Source organism: Pseudomonas sp. F220, assembly GCF_057813935.1.
Map to the genome: position 1 here is coordinate 1 of NZ_JBVASJ010000035.1, position 17438 is coordinate 17438.

Genomic DNA, 17438 nt, shown 5'->3' on the forward strand with positions numbered 1-17438 from the left:
CGGCCTGACGACAACCCTGAGCTCCCATACGGCTGAAAGGCCGTTCTAGTAATTAGGATCGTCGGGCATCGATTCTCATCGAGGCGCGGGGCCACCACCCCACTCAGACGCCGGATAGATGAAAGCACGCCAGCCACGCATCAAAAACAGTATTGCAGAAAAGGGGGTAACCATAGATGTGGGAGCGGGCTTGCTCGCGATGAGGCCCTCACCATCACCGAAAATTTCGGACTGCTCAAAAAACAGACAAATCCAGCGGCCGTACCGCCCCCATCCAGATCGCATGCTCGGTATGGTCCGCCAGGTCATCGCCGGTATCGGGGTGTAAAAACACCACCAACCCTTTGCGATTAAGCGCCAGCCACGGCAGGACGACGCCAATGTATTCGGGGTCGAAGGCCAGCTGGCAACTCCAGTCCGGGTGCGGGCCGACTGGCCGTTCATGCACACGCCCCATTTTCAGCGGAAACAACTGCGCCGCTTGCTCACACAAGGCCCGGGCCTGATCGATGGTGCTGGCGTCGAAATAGACATGGGCGTGGTAGCCCTTGATACGTTGCATCTGGAACCCTCGCGACAAAGTCGAACCCTTCCGGCTGCCCATAGGTCACAACCTATACTAAGCAGGAAAGAAGGAAGCTCAGCCATGAAAAACGCCGAAACCCCGGTGGTCAAACTGGTGCTCTATGGTGCCATGAGTAGCCTCGGCAGTGCGCTGATGGCTGAAATGCTGCGGCGTCAACACGAGGTCATCGCTATTCTCGATGACCTGACGGCACTGGCGCCGCGCCCGGGTTTACGCACCAAATCCGGAAATCTGTTCGATGCCGAACGGGTCAAGCAGAGCGTCGCAGGCTGTTCCGCAGTGATCTGCCTGCTGGATGCGCCCGGTCTGCCGAAGGACAGTGAACACATCGAGAAAACCTTCGTTCCCGGAGCTGTCGAGCAAGTCCGTGCGGTCGACGCGTTGATTGCCGGGATGCAGGGGTCGAGTATCCAACGGCTGTTCCTGGTCGGCGACTTTGCGGTACTGGATGAGCTGCAAGTGCAAGAACGTCTGCAACAATATGCCGCCGAAGAAATACTCGACGCCCTGAAAAGCAGCGGCTTGCGGTGGACGCTGGTGAATGCGCCACAAGCTGTTTACGGGCTGACCATCGAGCATTTCAGTCAGGTCAGCAGCAGTCTTGAACCAGGTCTGGTCGAGGTGGTTGAGCGACTGAATCGCGTCGCGGTCGGTATTGCCGATGAGCTGCACCTGAACCTGCACATCCGCGAACACGTGAACTTCGTGGCAACGGGCACTACACCGCAATAGACGCCAGGGCGACGCCCGTCAGCGATTCGGCGCTGCTGGCCTGCTCTGCCATCAACCAATCGACGAACCGCTGGATCAGCGGCCCGCGCCGTTTGCGCTGGGGCAACACTACGTAATAGCCGAAGCTTGAGATAGCCGTTTCGGCGATCGGCCGACAGAGCCAACCCTGCTCCAACAAGTTATCCACAAGGTGCCGCCAGCCGATGGCCACGCCTTGGCCGGCAATCGCGGCTTGAATCAACAGCGTGTAGTTGTCAAAGCGCAATGGCCCAGGCGCTGGCGCCGAAGCAATGCCCAACTCGCGAAACACACCACTCCAGTCAAACCAGTGACTACTGTTTTCACCGCGCAAATGCAGCAGCGCAAACTCCAGCAACGCATTCGCAGGCAAAGGTATCGCACGATCCTTCAATAGTCGCGGGCTGCACACAGGGAACACTTCTTCACTGAACAACCAATGGCTTTCACCCTGTTTGAAGCGGCCGTCGCCGAACAGTATCGCTACGTCGATGTCAGTGCGCAGCATGTTGTGGCTGCGCTCGCTGGTGACCAGGCTGACATCAATCTGCGGGTTGGCTTCGTGGAAGCGGTGCAGCCGCGGCATCAGCCAGTAGGCGGCGAAGGCGAAGTCGGTCGCGACCTGCAACACCTCATGCTGATGCTGGGCGCTGATCGCGCTCAACCCGGCGTCAATGCTCTGCAATCCAGCCTGCACCTGTTCGAACAGAATTGTCCCGGCCTCGGTCAGTTCGATACCGCGATAGATCCGGTCGAACAACCGTGTGCCCAGTTGCGCCTCAAGCCGCTTGATCTGCTGGCTGACGGCCGGTTGGGTCGTGCCGAGTTCCACTGCCGCTGCGGTAAAGCTGCGATGACGGGCCGCCGCTTCGAAAGCACGAAACAGGTCCAGGGACAAATCGCCAAGAGCGTCATACATAAGCTGTGCTTATCCTAGTCATTGCCGTGCATGGGCTTTACCACCAGATTCGTGGGCTCCATTCTCAATCACAGCACTTTCGCATAAATATTCACTATGGAATGCCGCGATCACATGAAGCGCAAGAACATTCTTTTCATCATGGCCGATCAAATGGCCGCGCCAATGTTGCCGTTCTACGGCCCATCGCCCATCAAATTGCCCAATTTGAGCCGCCTCGCCGCTGAAGGCGTGGTGTTCGACGCCGCTTACTGCAACAGCCCGCTCTGTGCACCTTCGCGCTTTACCCTGGTCAGCGGGCAGTTACCGAGCAAGATCGGCGCCTACGACAACGCCGCCGACTTCCCCGCAGATGTGCCGACGTATGCCCACTACCTGCGTCGCCTCGGCTACCGCACCGCGCTGTCGGGCAAGATGCACTTTTGCGGCCCGGATCAGTTGCACGGTTATGAAGAACGCCTGACCAGCGATATCTACCCGGCCGACTACGGCTGGTCGGTTAACTGGGATGAGCCGGACGTGCGCCCGAGCTGGTATCACAACATGTCATCGGTGCTGCAGGCCGGCCCGTGTGTGCGCACCAATCAGCTGGATTTTGATGAGGAGGTGGTATTCAAAGCCCAGCAATACCTGTTCGATCACGTCCGCGAGGATGGCGACCAGCCGTTCTGCCTGACGGTCTCGATGACCCACCCCCACGACCCGTACACCATCCCCAAAGCGTTCTGGGACCTGTACCGCGACGAAGACATTCCGCTGCCGGAAACGCCAGAGCAGACCGATCTCGATCCACACTCCCAGCGTCTGCTCAAGGTCTACGACCTGTGGGGCAAGCCGCTGCCTGTGGATAAAATCCGCGACGCCCGCCGGGCCTATTTCGGCGCGTGCAGCTATATCGACAGCAACGTCGGCAAACTCCTGCAAACACTCGAAGATACCGGGTTGATCGACGACACCATCATCGTGTTCTCCGGTGACCATGGCGACATGCTCGGCGAGCGTGGGCTCTGGTACAAAATGCACTGGTTCGAAATGGCCGCCCGTGTGCCGCTGCTGGTCAGTGCCCCGGGGCAGTTCGCCGCCGGGCGGGTCAGCGCCGCGGTATCGACCGCCGATTTGCTGCCGACCCTGGTGGAGCTTGCCGGCGGCGAGCTGGAACCCGGCTTGCCACTCGACGGGCGCTCGCTGGTCCCGCACCTGCAAGGTCAGGCCGGTCACGACGAAGTCTTTGGCGAGTACATGGCCGAAGGCACTATCAGCCCGCTGATGATGATTCGTCGCGGCGCCTGGAAATTCATCTACAGCGAAGACGACCCGTGCCTACTCTTCGACGTGCACAACGACCCGCGTGAACAGGAAGAACTCAGCCATTCGCTGCAACATCAGCAAATTTTCGACGAATTTCTCGCAGAAGCGCGGGCGAAATGGGACATCCCGGCGATCCATCAACAAGTGCTCGCCAGCCAGCGTCGCCGGCGCTTTGTCGCCGAGTCGCTGGCCATCGGGAAGCTGAAGAGCTGGGATCACCAGCCGCTGGTAGACGCCAGTCAGCAGTACATGCGCAACCATATCGACCTCGACGATCTGGAGCGCAAAGCGCGTTATCCACAACCCTGCCAAAACCAATAATGTAAGGGGAAGGCCATGCAAACGTTATCCACAGTACTGACCGCAGGGCTATTGGCTCTGAGCAGTGTTTCGGCCTATGCCGAGCAGAGCTGCGACACAGTGAAAATGGCCGACCCTGGCTGGAGCGACATCGCCGCGACCAACGCCATCACCGGTTTCCTGTTGGACGGCATGGGCTACAAGGCCAAGGTCGACACGTTGGCGGTGCCGATTACCTTTGGCGGGCTCAAGGACGGTCAGGTGGATGTGTTTCTCGGCAACTGGATGCCGGCGCAGCAGGGCTTCTACGATAAGTTCGTGGCCAATGGCGATGTCACTCAACTGGCGAAGAACCTGGACGGCACCGAATTCACGCTGGCAGTGCCGGACTACGTCTGGGACGCAGGTGTGCATAACTTTTCCGACCTGAATAAATACGCCGACCAATTCCCTGAGAAGGTCGACAAGAAAATCTACGGCATTGGCTCTGGGGCGCCGGCGAATATCTCGTTGCAAGACATCATCAAGAAAAACGACTTCGAACTGGGCCAGTGGAAGCTGATCGAGTCCAGCGAGCAAGCCATGCTGGCTGAAGTGTCCCGGGCAGTGAAAAAGCAGCGTTTCGTGACCTTCCTCGGCTGGACTCCGCACCCGATGAACGTGCAACTGAAAATGCACTATCTGAAGGGCGGCGAGAAATATTTCGGCGACACCGGCAGCGTCTACACCCTGACCCGCAAAGGTTATGCACAGGCCTGCCCGAACGTTGGCAAACTGCTGACCAACCTGAGTTTCACCCAGGAAATGGAGAACAGCATCATGGCCGAGGTGGTGAACAAGAAAGTCAGCAACGCCGACGCCGCCAAAGCCTGGATCAAGGCCAACCCGACAATGCTGGAAAAGTGGCTGGACGGGGTGAAGACCGTGGATGGGAAGGATGCGTTGGTGGCAGTGAAGGCGAAGCTGTAAGACCTTTACGACCCCTTTGCGGGCAAGCCCGCTCCCACAGGGCTCACCGAGAACTTGTGGGGGCGGGCTTGCCCGCGAATCGATTTTCGATCTTGCGCAACAGCATCTGAAACCTCACCCTGACGCCTTTTGCATATCTCTGACCGAGAGGACCCATGGCCTGGCCCAATCGCCATAAACTCTTCCCCTTCCTGAGCTGGTTGCCACAGCAAACCCGCGCCAGCGTTGGCCGCGACCTGATCGTTGGCCTGAGCGGGGCGATTCTGGCGTTGCCGCAATCCATCGCCTACGCACTGATCGCCGGTCTGCCGCCTGAGTACGGGTTGTACGCGGCGATCATTCCAGTGTTGATCGCCTGCCTCTGGGGCTCGTCCTGGCACCTGATTTGCGGCCCGACGGCGGCGATTTCCATTGTGCTGTATGCCAGCGTCAGTCCTTTGGCCGTACCCGGTTCGCAGGACTACATCACGCTGATCCTGTTGCTGACATTCCTCGCTGGGGTTTTCCAGTGGTTGCTGGGCATGCTGCGCTTCGGCGCGCTGGTGAATTTCGTTTCCCATTCGGTGGTGCTGGGCTTCACCCTTGGCGCTGCGGTAGTCATCGCTCTTGGGCAATTGCCCAATTTGCTGGGGCTCGACCTACCGAATCAGGCCACAGCACTGAACAGTCTGATATCGCTGATCAGCCATATCGGCGCTCTGGATCGACCTTCATTGGTTCTGGGCCTTGGCACGTTGGTGTTGGGCATCATTCTGAAACTCCTGGTTCCACGCTGGCCGACATTGCTGATCACTCTGGCCTTGAGCGGCTTGGTGGTCTGGTTGTGGCCGGCAATGTTCGGCCATGTGACGTTGGTGAGTTCGTTCGTCGGCAAGCTGCCGCCTTTCAGCCCACTGCCGGTGGATTTGGACTTGGTGCTGCGCCTGCTACCCAGCGCGGTAGCGGTGGGGATGCTCGGCTTGGTCACCAGTCTGTCGATTGCCCGCTCGTTGTCGGCACGTTCGCAGCAGCTTCTCGACGCAAATCAGGAAGTTCGAGCTCAAGGTCTATCGAACATAGTCGGCGGGTTTTTCTCGGGTTCTCTGTCGGCCGGCTCGTTCACCCGTTCTGGTCTGAGCTACGAAGCAGGCGCTTGCTCGCCGTTGGCCGGGGTGTTTTCCGCGTTATGGGTGGCGTTGTTCGCCGTCACCGGCGCGGCGTTGATCGCGCATATCCCGATCCCGAGCATGGCCGGGAGCATTTTGTTGATCAGTTGGGGGTTGGTGGATCATCGCGGTATTCGGTCGTTGTTCCGGGTCAGCCACGCCGAATTCGTGGTCATGGTGCTGACCTGCGTCGCAACCTTGCTATTGGAATTGCAGACCGCGATTTACGCCGGGGTCCTGGCGTCGCTGTTCTTCTACCTCAAACGCACCTCGCAGCCGAGCGTGCAGCAGTGGCGCGACGGTGACGAAGATGTTCTGCGGGTCGGTGGTTCGATCTTCTTCGGAGCCAGCCATTACCTGCAGGTGCGCCTGCAACGCCTGCATGGCTCACGGGTGGTGATCGATGCGCAGCAGATCAACTTCATCGACTATTCCGGGGTGGAAATGCTCCATCAGGAAGCGCGGCGGTTGCTGCAGCAGGATCGCAGCCTGACCCTGCGACGGGCACGGCCGCAGGTGGTGGAAGAGTTGAGGAAGCTGGAAGGGCCGGAGAAATGCCCGATCAGATTCGAAGATTAGGCAACGCATACCTGTAGGAGCGAGGCTTGCCCGCGATGAACGATAACGCAGTGCATCTGATACACCGCGGCGTCTCTATCGCGGGCAAGCCTCGCTCCTACGCAGCAAGCTGCCTACGTAACTCCGCCAGCACCGATGCGGTGTCGGGGCGCACGCCGCGCCATAGGTAGAAAGCTTCGGCCGCCTGTTCCGCCAACATCCCCAAGCCATCCATTGCCACCGCAGCGCCGTGTTGACTGGCCCAGCGGCAAAACGAGGTCGGTTCTTTGCTGTACATCATGTCGTAGCAAAAGGTCTTGCCCGGCTCGATCAGGCTGCTGGCAATCGGCGGTACATCGCCTGACAGGCTGGCCGACGTAGCATTGATGATCAGGTCCACCGGCTCTTGCAGCCAGTCGAAACCGCTGGCGGACACCGGGCCGAGGTCGGCGAACAACTCAGCCAGCAGCTCGGCTTTTTCCACCGTGCGGTTGGCGATAATCACTGACGAAGGCTGCTCGGCCAGCAAAGGCTCCAGCGCACCGCGCACCGCACCGCCGGCACCCAGCAGCAAAATGCGTTTGCCCTTCAGGCTGAACCCGGCGTTGACGGTCAGATCCCGCACCAGCCCGGCGCCGTCAGTGTTGTCCCCCAGTAAGCTGCCGTCAGCAAGTTTGCTTAAGGTGTTGACCGCGCCGGCCCGCTTCGCCCTCGCTGTCAGGCTGTTGGCCAGGCGATAAGCGTCTTCCTTGAACGGCACGGTGACGTTGGCGCCGCGACCCTCGAGGAAAAATGCCTTGGCGCAGCCGGAAAAGTCGTCGAGCGGCGCCAGCAAAGTGTTGTAATCCAGCTTCTGAGCGGTCTGCTCGGCAAACAGACGATGGATCATCGGCGATTTGCTGTGGCCAATCGGGTTACCGAATACGACGTAACGGTCCATCAGAATTCCTCAGGGGTTAAGCCAACCAATCGCGATCTTGCAGGAAGTATTCAGTCAGGCGCGCTTCTTCGCTACCAGGCTCGGCCTTCCAATCGTAGCTCCAGCGCACTTGCGGTGGCAGTGACATCAGGATCGACTCGGTACGTCCGCCCGATTGCAGGCCGAACAGCGTGCCACGGTCATAAACCAGGTTGAACTCGACGTAGCGACCACGGCGAAATTCCTGGAATTCACGTTGTTTTTCGGTGTACGCGTCGGCTTTGCGGCGCTGGACGATCGGCAGGTACGCCTTGATATAGGCGTCACCAATGGCGCGCATGAAGGCGAAGCTAGTGTCGAAGTCCCACTCGTTCAGGTCATCGAAGAACAGCCCACCGATGCCCCGCGGCTCGTTGCGATGCTTGATGTAGAAATAGCTGTCGCACCAGGCTTTGTAACGCGAGTAAACGTCCGGCCCAAACGGCGCACAGGCCTGTTCGGCGACGCGGTGCCAGTGCACGCAGTCTTCTTCGTTGCCGTAATACGGGGTCAGGTCGAAGCCGCCGCCGAACCACCAGACCGGCTCTTCGCCCTCTTTTTCGGCGATGAAAAATCGCACGTTGGCGTGGGACGTCGGCACATGAGGGTTGTGTGGGTGAATCACCAGCGACACGCCGAGGGCTTCAAAACCGCGCCCGGCCAGTTCAGGCCGATGGGCGCTGGCGGATGGCGGTAAACCGCTGCCGAACACATGGGAAAAGCTGACGCCACCTTTCTCGATGACCTGACCGTTCTCGATCACCCGTGTGCGACCGCCACCACCGGCAGGCCGGGTCCAGGTGTCTTCGACGAAGCGAGTGCTGCCGTCTTCAGCTTCCAGAGCGGCGCAAATGCGGTCTTGCAGGTCGAGCAGGTAGGCTTTTACGGCCTCGGTGCGGGTAGTCATGGCATCACCTTGAATCGGGCAAAGCTACGCGGCACTTCAAATGGAGCGGGAGGCCGGCGCAAATGGGTGCGTAGCATAACACCGCAACTTGCCCCTCCGCAGTTGACGAAGGTCAAGCTTAGGAGTCCGATAGGGACCTTTCGCGAAAAGACTTAAGGAGATTGCAGATGGCCAAACGTATCCAGTTCCGTGCCCATGGCGGCCCCGAAGTACTCGAGTATGTGGACTACCAACCGGCAGCACCGGGTCCGCAACAGGTACGCGTCAGCAACAAGGCTATCGGCCTGAATTTCATCGACACCTATTTCCGCAGTGGTCTCTATGCGCCGCCGTCATTGCCATCGGGCCTGGGTGCCGAAGGCGCGGGCGTGGTCGAGGCGGTCGGCAGCGAAGTATCTCAATTCAAAGTCGGCGACCGCGTGGCCTATGGCAGCGGTCCACTGGGCGCTTACAGCGATGTGCACGTACTACCGGCGAGCAATCTGGTGCATCTGCCAGACGCCATCAGCTTCGAACAAGCTGCGGGCGTGATGCTCAAAGGTCTGACCGTGCAGTACCTGCTGCGTCAAACCTATGACCTGAAAGGTGGCGAAACCATCCTGTTTCACGCGGCGGCCGGTGGTGTTGGTTCCTTGGCCTGTCAATGGGCCAGGGCGCTCGGCGTGAAGTTGATCGGCACGGTCAGCTCGCCTGAAAAAGCCGCCCTCGCCAAATCCCTCGGCGCTTGGGAGACCATCGACTACAGCAAGGAAAACGTCGCACAACGAGTGCTGGAATTGACTGACGGCAAAAAATGCTCGGTGGTTTACGACGGCGTCGGCAAAGACACCTGGCTCACCTCTCTGGACAGCGTCGCGCCGCGCGGCCTGGTGGTGAGCTTCGGTAACGCTTCGGGCGCTGTGGATGGCGTGAATCTGGGGATTCTGGCGGCAAAGGGCTCGCTGTACGTGACCCGGCCAACGCTGGCGACCTACGCCAACAACGCCGAAAATCTGCAAACCATGGCCGATGAGCTGTTCGGGATGATCATCAGCGGCAAGATCAAGGTTGATATCAGCCAGCGTTATCCACTGGCGGAAGCGGCCAAGGCCCAGACCGAGTTGTCGGCGCGGCGTACGACCGGGTCGACGATTTTGTTGCCCTGACGGACGCCATCGCGAGCAGGCTCGCTCCCACAGTGGATCGTTGTCGAACACAAAGTCTGTGTTTACTGAAGATCTAAAGTGGGAGCGAGCCGGCTCCGGGCGGCGTTCCGACGATGGGTTCACCTCATTCTTAATCCGGGCGAACAATCTTGCCGGTCGCCAGATCACGAATCAGGCTCGGGTTCTTGCGCCCGCCAAGATTACCGCCCAGCACCATGTCGATCTGCCCGCGGAAATACTGCTCGACGCGAATCCGCGTACGCGCCGCCGCCCGGCCCTGTGGGTTGGCCGAGGTCGACACCAACGGCCCCACCAACGCACACAAATCCCGTACCTGCGGGTGATCACTGACCCGCAGCGCCACCGTTTCATGCACACCGGTAATCCACTGGGGCAACAGATTTTGATGCGGCACCAGCCAGGTGTTCGGCCCCGGCCAGGTGCTGGCCATGCGGTCCATCCACAGCTCCGGGAAGTCTTCGAACAGGAAGTCGAACTGACGAATGTTATCGGCGACCAGGATCAAGCCCTTGTCCACAGAGCGGCCCTTGATCAGCAACAGGCGCTCCACCGCTTCCTCGTCCCACGGGTCGCAACCCAGGCCCCAGACCGCTTCGGTTGGATAGGCAATCACCGCCCCGGCGCGAATGCCTCGCGCGGCTTGTTGCACACGCCAACTGTTGACCATGAAAAACTCTCCGGAATAAGGCTCTGCGCAGTTTACCGATCTTCCTTATAAAACCTAGCTTACACGCGCAAACCAGCGTCCGCTTTCGCAGACAGCCCGGCCGTCCATTTCAAGCTCCGTCAGCGCCGCTAAAACCTTAGGCAGGGCCCAACCACTGGCGCCAGCCAAGGCTTCACTGGTATGTGGTGCCGCGTGCAGCAAGGACAACAAAGGATGATCGGCCTGCGCTGGCGCAGTCGTTGTGGCGGGCGGCAGTCGTTGCCAGCCACGCAGGGCTTCGAGGATATGTTCGATGGTCTCGACCAGCACCGCGCCATCGCGGATCAACTGATGACAACCGCGGGCACCAGGATGATGGATCGACCCAGGAATCGCATACACCTCGCGACCCTGTTCAGCCGCAAGGCGAGCAGTGATCAACGAGCCGCTGGCAACGCTGGCCTCGACTACCAGCACGCCCAGGGACAAACCGCTGATGATTCGATTGCGCCGAGGGAAGTTGCTGGCGTGCGGCCCGGCATCCAGTGGGAACTCGGAAACCACCGCGCTGCCTTGGGCAATCATCGCCTCGGCCAGCTGACGGTTGCGCTGTGGATAAAAATTTTCCAACCCCGTGCCCAGCACGCCGACAGTTTGCCCGCCCACGTCCAGAGCCGCTTGATGCGCGGCACCGTCGATGCCCAGCGCCAAGCCGCTGGTGATGACAAAACCGGCACCAGCAAGGCTGCGGGAAAACGCCGCGGCAGTATCCATTCCAGGCCGGGAAGCACGACGGCTGCCGACCATCGCCAACTGTGGTTTTTCCAGAATTCCCGGATCGCCGGCAACGAATAATAGCGGCGGGGCATCGTACAGCTCGGCCAGCAGAGCAGGGTAGCCGGGCTGGTCCCACATCAGTAAATGCTGGCCAGGAGGCTCAAGCCAGGCCAATGCATGACTGGCACCATCACGAATTTCGGGACTGCGTCGGGCCTCAGCGCAAGCGGCAGGCAGGCCCAATGCACGCCAGGCACTGGCCGGCGCGCTGATGGCTGCCGAGGCTGAACCAAAGGCTTCGAGCAGCTTTTGAAAACGTCGGGGACCGAGTTCCGGCAGACGATGTAAACGCAAACGGGCTTCCAGTTCCGCAGGAGAAACCGGCGTAATAGCAGATGGCGACATAGGATCATCCTTGATCGTTATAAGTCCTGTTCAAACAGGAATAAGCTGTGGATAAGTCTGTTGGTAACTTGTTCAGAGTTACCGTTTTTTTAAGGATTTTTTACCTTGTCCATCACCGCCAAAGAGCGCGATGCATTGAGTACCAAGCCGTAGCTGAGCTTTTCATAGGTGCGGAACACCATCAGCAACCCGGCGTGCTCATCGGGAATTTTCACCTGGGTGCCCGTCACGCGATCACGGACCGTTTCCCCGGTTTTCATCACCGCCAGCACGTTGCCTTCGGCCAAACCGTCACGACGGCCCTTGTTCAGGGTCACCACGTCGAGCACGCCAATCTGCGTTACACCGCGTGGTACGTCGATGATGACGCCGTTGATCTCACCTTGGGGCGAGCTGGGCATAAAGTTCGAATTGATCGCCCGTTCCTCGCCGCTGAACAACCGGTCGCCGAGGCGCACCTCTTGAGTGGTGCGTTGCAGGGCCAGCGTGGCGACGTCACCTTCAGTGGCAATGATTTCACCACCGCCGATATCGTCGGCGTTGATCCCCAGGAACTCCTTGTTCTGCGGGTCGGTGTAAACCTTGCCCTGACGGAAGATGCCGTAGGCCGATTGAGTCGGGTCGAATTTGCCGCGGGCGTAGATTCGGTCACCCGTACCACTGAGTACCCGCTCGGCATCGCCAGCGACGATGTACGGCGCTTTGTCGAAATCCTCGACCTTGTCGACGATGCGATTGCTCAGCAAAAAGCTGTTGATCGAGTGCAGCGCAATGCTCGGAATGGCGTCGGCCACCGGCGTGCTGCGGATTCGCGGTGACAGTTTGATGGTGCCACGGGAAGCCCCACGATTGAGGGTCAAGCGTGGCTGGCCGTTAACGTAGACCAGTGACAGCGAGTCCCCGGGGTAGATGAGATTGGGGTTTTCGATTTGTGGGTTGACCTGCCAGATTTCCGGCCACTTCCAGGGTTCTCGGAGGAATTTCCCGGAAATATCCCAGAGTGTGTCGCCCGCCATCACGGTGTAATGCTGTGGAAAACCGTCCTTGAGTTGCACTTGCGCCTGCGCGATGCTGGCCGAAGCCAGTAGCAGCAGGGCGAGTAGTGATTTCCTCATGCAGTGAATCCCTTTATTATGTACGTTCGCGTGAAACGCTAGAGCTCCCGTGGCTCGCTCCCTTCCAGGAGAACGTTTTACAACGGTTGCCTGAGTCTGCGGACCTACAGGCAACCGACTTTGACTTTACCTCACACGTGCAGCAATTACGCTTATGGCCATTTTAGACATCCTCGAATTCCCTGACCCACGCCTGCGCACTATCGCCAAACCTGTGGCCGTAGTGGACGACGAAGTGCGCCAGTTGGTCGATGACATGTTTGAAACAATGTATGAAGCACCCGGCATCGGCCTGGCTGCGACCCAGGTCAACGTGCACAAACGCGTCGTGGTCATGGACCACTCCGAAGACCGCAGCGAGCCACGGGTGTTCATCAACCCCGAGGTTGAAGTCCTGACCGACGAGATGGGCCAGTATCAGGAAGGCTGCCTTTCGGTACCGGGCTTCTACGAAAACGTCGATCGCCCGCAGCGCGTGAAGATCAACGCGCTAGACCGTGATGGCCAACCTTTTGAGCTCATCGCCGAAGGCCTGCTGGCGGTGTGCATTCAGCACGAATGCGATCACCTCAATGGCAAGTTGTTCGTTGATTACCTGTCCACGCTCAAACGCGACCGGATCAAGAAGAAGCTGGAAAAGCTGCATCGCCAGAACGCTTGATCCCTTCCCCCAAAGGCTTGCAGCGGCAAGCCTTTTTCTTTTTCGCGTGCTTTCAACCGAGAATCCCCAATGACTGAGCCACTGCGCATCGTTTTTGCCGGCACCCCCGAATTTGCCGCCGAACACCTCAAGGCCTTGCTCGACAGCCCTTATGAGATCGTTGCGGTCTACACCCAGCCGGACCGTCCGGCGGGTCGTGGGCAAAAACTGATGCCGAGCCCGGTCAAGCAGCTTGCCGAGCAGCACAACATCGTCGTTTTGCAGCCGCCGACCTTGCGCGATGCAGCGGCCCAGGCTGAACTCGCGGCACTCAAGCCGGACTTGCTGGTGGTGGTGGCGTACGGCCTGATCCTGCCGCAAGTGGTGCTGGATATCCCGCGTCTTGGCTGCATCAACAGCCACGCGTCATTGTTACCGCGCTGGCGCGGTGCGGCGCCGATCCAGCGCGCCGTCGAAGCCGGTGATATCGAAAGCGGCGTGACCGTGATGCGTATGGAGGCGGGCCTGGACACCGGGCCGATGCTGCTCAAGGTCACCACCCCGATCAGCGCCGACGACACTGGCGGCAGTCTGCATGACCGTCTTGCCGAGATGGGACCTCCGGCCGTGATTCAGGCCATCGCAGGTCTCGCTGCTGGTACCCTCGAAGGTGAAGTACAGGACAACAGCCTCGCCACCTACGCCCACAAATTGAATAAGGACGAAGCGCGCATCGACTGGAACCGTCCGGCGGTCGAGCTGGAACGTCTGGTTCGCGCGTTCAATCCATGGCCGATCTGCCACAGCACGCTCAATGGCGAAGCCCTGAAAGTCCTCGCTGCGAACCTCACCGATGGCCAAGGTGCACCGGGTGAAGTGCTCAGCGCCAGCAAGGACGGTCTGATCGTCGCTTGCGGTGAGCAGGCCTTGTGCCTGACCCGCCTGCAATTACCCGGTGGCAAAGCGCTGAACTTCAGCGACCTGTTCAACAGCCGTCGCGAAAAATTCGCCGTCGGCACCGTGCTCGGCCAATTGGCAGACGCCCAATGAACCCGCGTCTGGCCGCCGCCAAAGCCCTGACTGCCGTACTCAACGGCAAAGCCTCGCTCAACAGTTCCCTGCCAACACAGCTTGATAAGGTTGAGCTTCGCGATCGCGGTTTCACTCAGGACCTGGCCTTTGGCACCGCTCGCTGGCAGCCGCGACTGTCGGCGTTGGCTGCAAAGCTTCTGCAAAAACCCTTCAAAGCTGCCGACACTGATGTCGAGGCGCTGCTGTTGGTCGGCCTCTACCAACTGCTCTACACCCGCGTGCCAGCCCACGCCGCCATCGGCGAAACCGTCGGTTGCGCCGAGAAACTTAAAAAGCCTTGGGCCAAAGCCCTGATCAATGCCGTACTGCGCCGCGCCCAGCGTGAAAGCGAAGCGTTGCTGAGCGAGCTTGAACACGACCCGGTGGTGCGCACCGCCCACCCGCGCTGGCTGCAAAAATCCCTCAAAGCCTTCTGGCCAGAGCAGTGGGAAGCCATTTGCGCGGCGAACAACGCCCACCCTCCGATGATTCTGCGGGTCAATCGCCGCCACCATTCTCGCGATGCTTACCTCAAGCTGCTGAGCGACGCCGGTGTGGCTGGCAAGGCTTGCATCTACAGCCAAGACGGCATCGTGCTCGACGAGCCGGGCGACGTACGCAACCTGCCAGGCTTCGCCGAAGGCTGGATCAGTGTGCAGGATGAAGCCGCGCAACTGGCCGCCGACCTGCTGGACCTGGCGCCCGGCCAACGAGTGCTCGACGCCTGCTGCGCGCCGGGGGGCAAGACCTGCCACATCATGGAGGTCGAACCTGCACTCGCCGGCGTGGTGGCGGTGGATCTGGAAGCCAAGCGGCTGGTGCGAGTGCAAGAGAACCTTGAGCGTCTTGGCCTGAGTGCCGAGCTGATTGCCGCCGATGGTCGCGACACCGCCAAATGGTGGGATGGCAAGCCGTTCCAGCGGATTCTGCTGGACGCGCCGTGCTCGGCCACCGGGGTGATCCGCCGCCACCCAGACATCAAACTCACGCGCCAACCTGACGACATCGCCGCCCTGGCCGTGCTGCAAGGCGAACTGCTGGACGCCATGTGGCCAACTCTCGAAGTCGGCGGCATCCTGCTCTACGCCACTTGTTCGACCTTGCCGACCGAGAACACCGAAGTCATCGAGGCCTTCCTCGCCCGCACCCCGGGCGCCCGCGAGTTGGACATCGCCGGACAACTGACACAGAAGGGCGAGCGCCAGCCCGCGGCCGGTATCAAGCAACCTCACGGGCGCCAGTTGCTGGCGCAGGAGGGTGGCCACGACGGCTTCTACTACGCCAAGTTGATCAAGATCGCCGCCGCGGGCGGTTAACCGGATATCAAAGGAGTGACTGGATGAAAATCATCATCCTCGGCGCAGGGCAGGTCGGCGGCACGCTGGCGGAACACTTGGCCAGCGAAGCCAACGACATCACCGTGGTCGACACCGACGGCGAACGCCTGCGCGATCTCGGCGACCGCCTCGATATCCGCACCGTTCAAGGCCGCGGTTCGTTCCCGACGGTGCTGCGCCAGGCCGGTGCCGATGATGCCGACATGCTGATCGCGGTGACCAGCAGTGACGAAACCAACATGGTCGCCTGCCAAGTCGCTCACACCCTGTTTCACACCCCGACCAAAATCGCCCGAGTGCGCGAAGCGGCTTACCTGACGCGCGCCGGCCTCTTCGACAACGATGCGATTCCGGTCGATGTGCTGATCAGTCCGGAACAGGTTGTCACCAACTACATCAAGCGCCTGATCGAACATCCTGGTGCTTTGCAGGTGATCGACTTCGCTGAAGGCAAGGCGCAGCTGGTGGCGGTCAAGGCCTACTACGGCGGGCCGCTGGTGGGTCAACAACTGCGGCAGTTGCGCGAGCACATGCCGAATGTCGAAACCCGCGTTGCAGCCATCTTCCGTCGTGACCGGCCGATCCTGCCCCAAGGCGATACGGTCATTGAGGCCGATGACGAAGTATTTTTCATCGCCGCCAAAGCGAATATTCGTGCGGTAATGAGCGAAATGCGCCGCCTCGATGAAAGCTACAAACGCATCGTGATTGCAGGTGGCGGGCAGATCGGTGAGCGCTTGGCTGAAGCCATCGAAAGCCGATATCAGGTAAAAATCATCGAGATGAACCCGGCACGCTGCCGCCACCTCTCGGACACCCTCGACAGCACTGTGGTGTTGCAGGGCAGCGCATCAGACCGCGACTTGCTGCTGGAAGAGAATATCGCCGACGCCGATATCTTCCTGGCGCTGACCAACGATGACGAAGCCAACATCATGTCCTCGCTACTGGCCAAACGCCTGGGTGCGAAAAAGGTGATGACCATCATCAACAACCCGGCCTATGTCGATCTGATTCAGGGCGGTGACATCGATATCGCCATCAGTCCTCAGTTGGCGACCATCGGCACCTTGCTGGCCCACGTGCGTCGCGGAGATATCGTCAGTGTTCACTCGTTGCGCCGTGGTGCAGCGGAAGCCATCGAGGCGATTGCCCATGGCGACGCCAAATCGAGCAAAGTGATCGGCCGCGCCATCGAAGACATCGGCTTGCCGCCGGGCACCACTATCGGCGCAATTATCCGTGACGAAGAAGTCATCATCGCCCACGATGACACGGTGATCCAGACCGGCGACCACGTGATTCTCTTCCTTGTGGATAAAAAACATATTCGCGATGTGGAGAAGCTGTTTCATGTGGGGTTGAGCTTTTTCTGATCCGGGATCTGCGTTAACCGAGCAGGCCTCTTCGCGAGCAAGCCCGCTCCCACACTGGAACTTTGTCGTACACAAAATATGTGTCCCCTGAAGATCTACTGTGGGAGCGGGCTTGCTCGCGAAAGCGGTCTCATTAAGACATATTGATCCCTGACACCCCTCACAAGGACTTCACCGATGATCGAATCCCTGGAAAAAATGCTCGCCAAGGGTGTGGATAACTCGCTGCTGCGCTTCGGTCTGGGCAAGGGTTATCTGGATCTTGGGGAGAACGCCAAGGCGGCCGAGCATTTCCAGCGCTGTGTCGAATTCGATCCGAAATATTCCGCGGCCTGGAAGTTGCTCGGCAAGGCGCATCTGGCGCTGGCCGATTACCCGGCCGCACGCCAAGCCTGGGAGCAGGGCCTGGAAGCTGCTCGTGGTCATGGCGACAAGCAGGCTGAAAAGGAAATGACGGTGTTTCTGAAGAAACTCGAGCGCCAGGCGCGCTGATCAAAAAACAGTC

17 protein-coding genes are annotated in these 17438 nt (G+C 59.9%); 10 read left to right on the forward strand and 7 right to left on the reverse strand.

Annotated features, from left to right (window positions below; all coding sequences use genetic code 11):
• Window positions 1–235: 235 nt before the first annotated feature.
• Complete coding sequence (locus tag ACZYSM_RS23475) at window positions 236–562, reverse strand: DOPA 4,5-dioxygenase family protein (RefSeq protein WP_489075097.1); 327 nt, start codon at window positions 560–562, stop codon at window positions 236–238.
• Between the two features lie 84 nt (window positions 563–646).
• On the opposite strand from ACZYSM_RS23475, the gene ACZYSM_RS23480 reads away from it, so the two are divergent.
• Entirely contained in the window at window positions 647–1318 is a 672-nt protein-coding gene (locus ACZYSM_RS23480; RefSeq protein WP_489075099.1) for an NAD(P)-dependent oxidoreductase, read from the forward strand.
• On the opposite strand, the gene ACZYSM_RS23485 is transcribed toward ACZYSM_RS23480, so the two are convergent.
• Window positions 1305–2255 (reverse strand): choline sulfate utilization transcriptional regulator, encoded by a 951-nt coding sequence (locus tag ACZYSM_RS23485; protein WP_489075101.1) that lies wholly within the window; start codon window positions 2253–2255, stop codon window positions 1305–1307. The genes ACZYSM_RS23480 and ACZYSM_RS23485 overlap by 14 nt on opposite strands.
• A 114-nt stretch (window positions 2256–2369) precedes the next feature.
• Between ACZYSM_RS23485 and betC the strand changes: the two genes are divergently transcribed.
• From betC to ACZYSM_RS23500, 3 genes are all read left to right on the forward strand, one after another.
• Complete coding sequence (gene betC / locus ACZYSM_RS23490; RefSeq protein ID WP_489075103.1) at window positions 2370–3884, forward strand: choline-sulfatase; 1515 nt, start codon at window positions 2370–2372, stop codon at window positions 3882–3884.
• Window positions 3885–3899: 15 nt separating this feature from the next.
• Complete coding sequence (gene choX, locus ACZYSM_RS23495; RefSeq protein WP_489075105.1) at window positions 3900–4832, forward strand: choline ABC transporter substrate-binding protein; 933 nt, start codon at window positions 3900–3902, stop codon at window positions 4830–4832.
• A 155-nt stretch (window positions 4833–4987) separates the two neighbouring features.
• Entirely contained in the window at window positions 4988–6556 is a 1569-nt protein-coding gene (locus ACZYSM_RS23500; RefSeq protein WP_489075107.1) for a SulP family inorganic anion transporter, read from the forward strand.
• 97 nt (window positions 6557–6653) lie between these two features.
• On the opposite strand, the gene aroE is transcribed toward ACZYSM_RS23500, so the two are convergent.
• Together aroE and hemF are read right to left on the reverse strand one after the other, a co-directional pair.
• Window positions 6654–7475, reverse strand: coding sequence for a shikimate dehydrogenase (gene aroE / locus ACZYSM_RS23505; RefSeq protein ID WP_489075109.1), 822 nt, complete (start codon window positions 7473–7475; stop codon window positions 6654–6656).
• Window positions 7476–7491: 16 nt separating this feature from the next.
• Window positions 7492–8400: an oxygen-dependent coproporphyrinogen oxidase gene (gene hemF / locus ACZYSM_RS23510; protein ID WP_489075111.1), complete on the reverse strand. Its 909-nt coding sequence runs from the start codon at window positions 8398–8400 to the stop codon at window positions 7492–7494.
• Between the two features lie 167 nt (window positions 8401–8567).
• Between hemF and ACZYSM_RS23515 the strand changes: the two genes are divergently transcribed.
• Window positions 8568–9545 carry an NADPH:quinone reductase gene (locus ACZYSM_RS23515; protein WP_489075113.1) on the forward strand — a complete coding sequence of 326 codons (978 nt, stop codon included), beginning with the start codon at window positions 8568–8570 and terminating at the stop codon, window positions 9543–9545.
• 130 nt (window positions 9546–9675) lie between these two features.
• On the opposite strand, the gene tsaC is transcribed toward ACZYSM_RS23515, so the two are convergent.
• From tsaC to ACZYSM_RS23530, 3 genes are all read right to left on the reverse strand, one after another.
• Window positions 9676–10233 carry an L-threonylcarbamoyladenylate synthase type 1 TsaC gene (tsaC, locus tag ACZYSM_RS23520; RefSeq protein ID WP_489075115.1) on the reverse strand — a complete coding sequence of 186 codons (558 nt, stop codon included), beginning with the start codon at window positions 10231–10233 and terminating at the stop codon, window positions 9676–9678.
• A 54-nt stretch (window positions 10234–10287) separates the two neighbouring features.
• A complete protein-coding gene (gene dprA, locus ACZYSM_RS23525) occupies window positions 10288–11394 on the reverse strand; it encodes a DNA-processing protein DprA (protein WP_489075117.1) in 1107 nt (368 codons plus the stop codon).
• An 89-nt stretch (window positions 11395–11483) separates the two neighbouring features.
• Window positions 11484–12509 carry a LysM peptidoglycan-binding domain-containing protein gene (locus tag ACZYSM_RS23530; RefSeq protein ID WP_489075120.1) on the reverse strand — a complete coding sequence of 342 codons (1026 nt, stop codon included), beginning with the start codon at window positions 12507–12509 and terminating at the stop codon, window positions 11484–11486.
• 154 nt (window positions 12510–12663) lie between these two features.
• On the opposite strand from ACZYSM_RS23530, the gene def reads away from it, so the two are divergent.
• The 5 genes from def to ACZYSM_RS23555 all read left to right on the forward strand — a co-directional run bounded on the left by def (window position 12664) and on the right by ACZYSM_RS23555 (window position 17425).
• Window positions 12664–13170, forward strand: coding sequence for a peptide deformylase (gene def, locus ACZYSM_RS23535; RefSeq protein ID WP_489075122.1), 507 nt, complete (start codon window positions 12664–12666; stop codon window positions 13168–13170).
• Window positions 13171–13239: 69 nt separating this feature from the next.
• Window positions 13240–14199, forward strand: coding sequence for a methionyl-tRNA formyltransferase (gene fmt / locus ACZYSM_RS23540; protein ID WP_489075124.1), 960 nt, complete (start codon window positions 13240–13242; stop codon window positions 14197–14199).
• Window positions 14196–15536 (forward strand): 16S rRNA (cytosine(967)-C(5))-methyltransferase RsmB, encoded by a 1341-nt coding sequence (gene rsmB / locus ACZYSM_RS23545; protein ID WP_489075126.1) that lies wholly within the window; start codon window positions 14196–14198, stop codon window positions 15534–15536. Before fmt ends, rsmB begins: the two co-directional genes overlap by 4 nt.
• Window positions 15537–15559: 23 nt before the next feature.
• A complete protein-coding gene (gene trkA / locus ACZYSM_RS23550) occupies window positions 15560–16933 on the forward strand; it encodes a Trk system potassium transporter TrkA (RefSeq protein ID WP_489075128.1) in 1374 nt (457 codons plus the stop codon).
• A gap of 177 nt (window positions 16934–17110) precedes the next feature.
• Complete coding sequence (locus tag ACZYSM_RS23555) at window positions 17111–17425, forward strand: tetratricopeptide repeat protein (protein WP_489075130.1); 315 nt, start codon at window positions 17111–17113, stop codon at window positions 17423–17425.
• Window positions 17426–17438 lie beyond the last annotated feature (13 nt).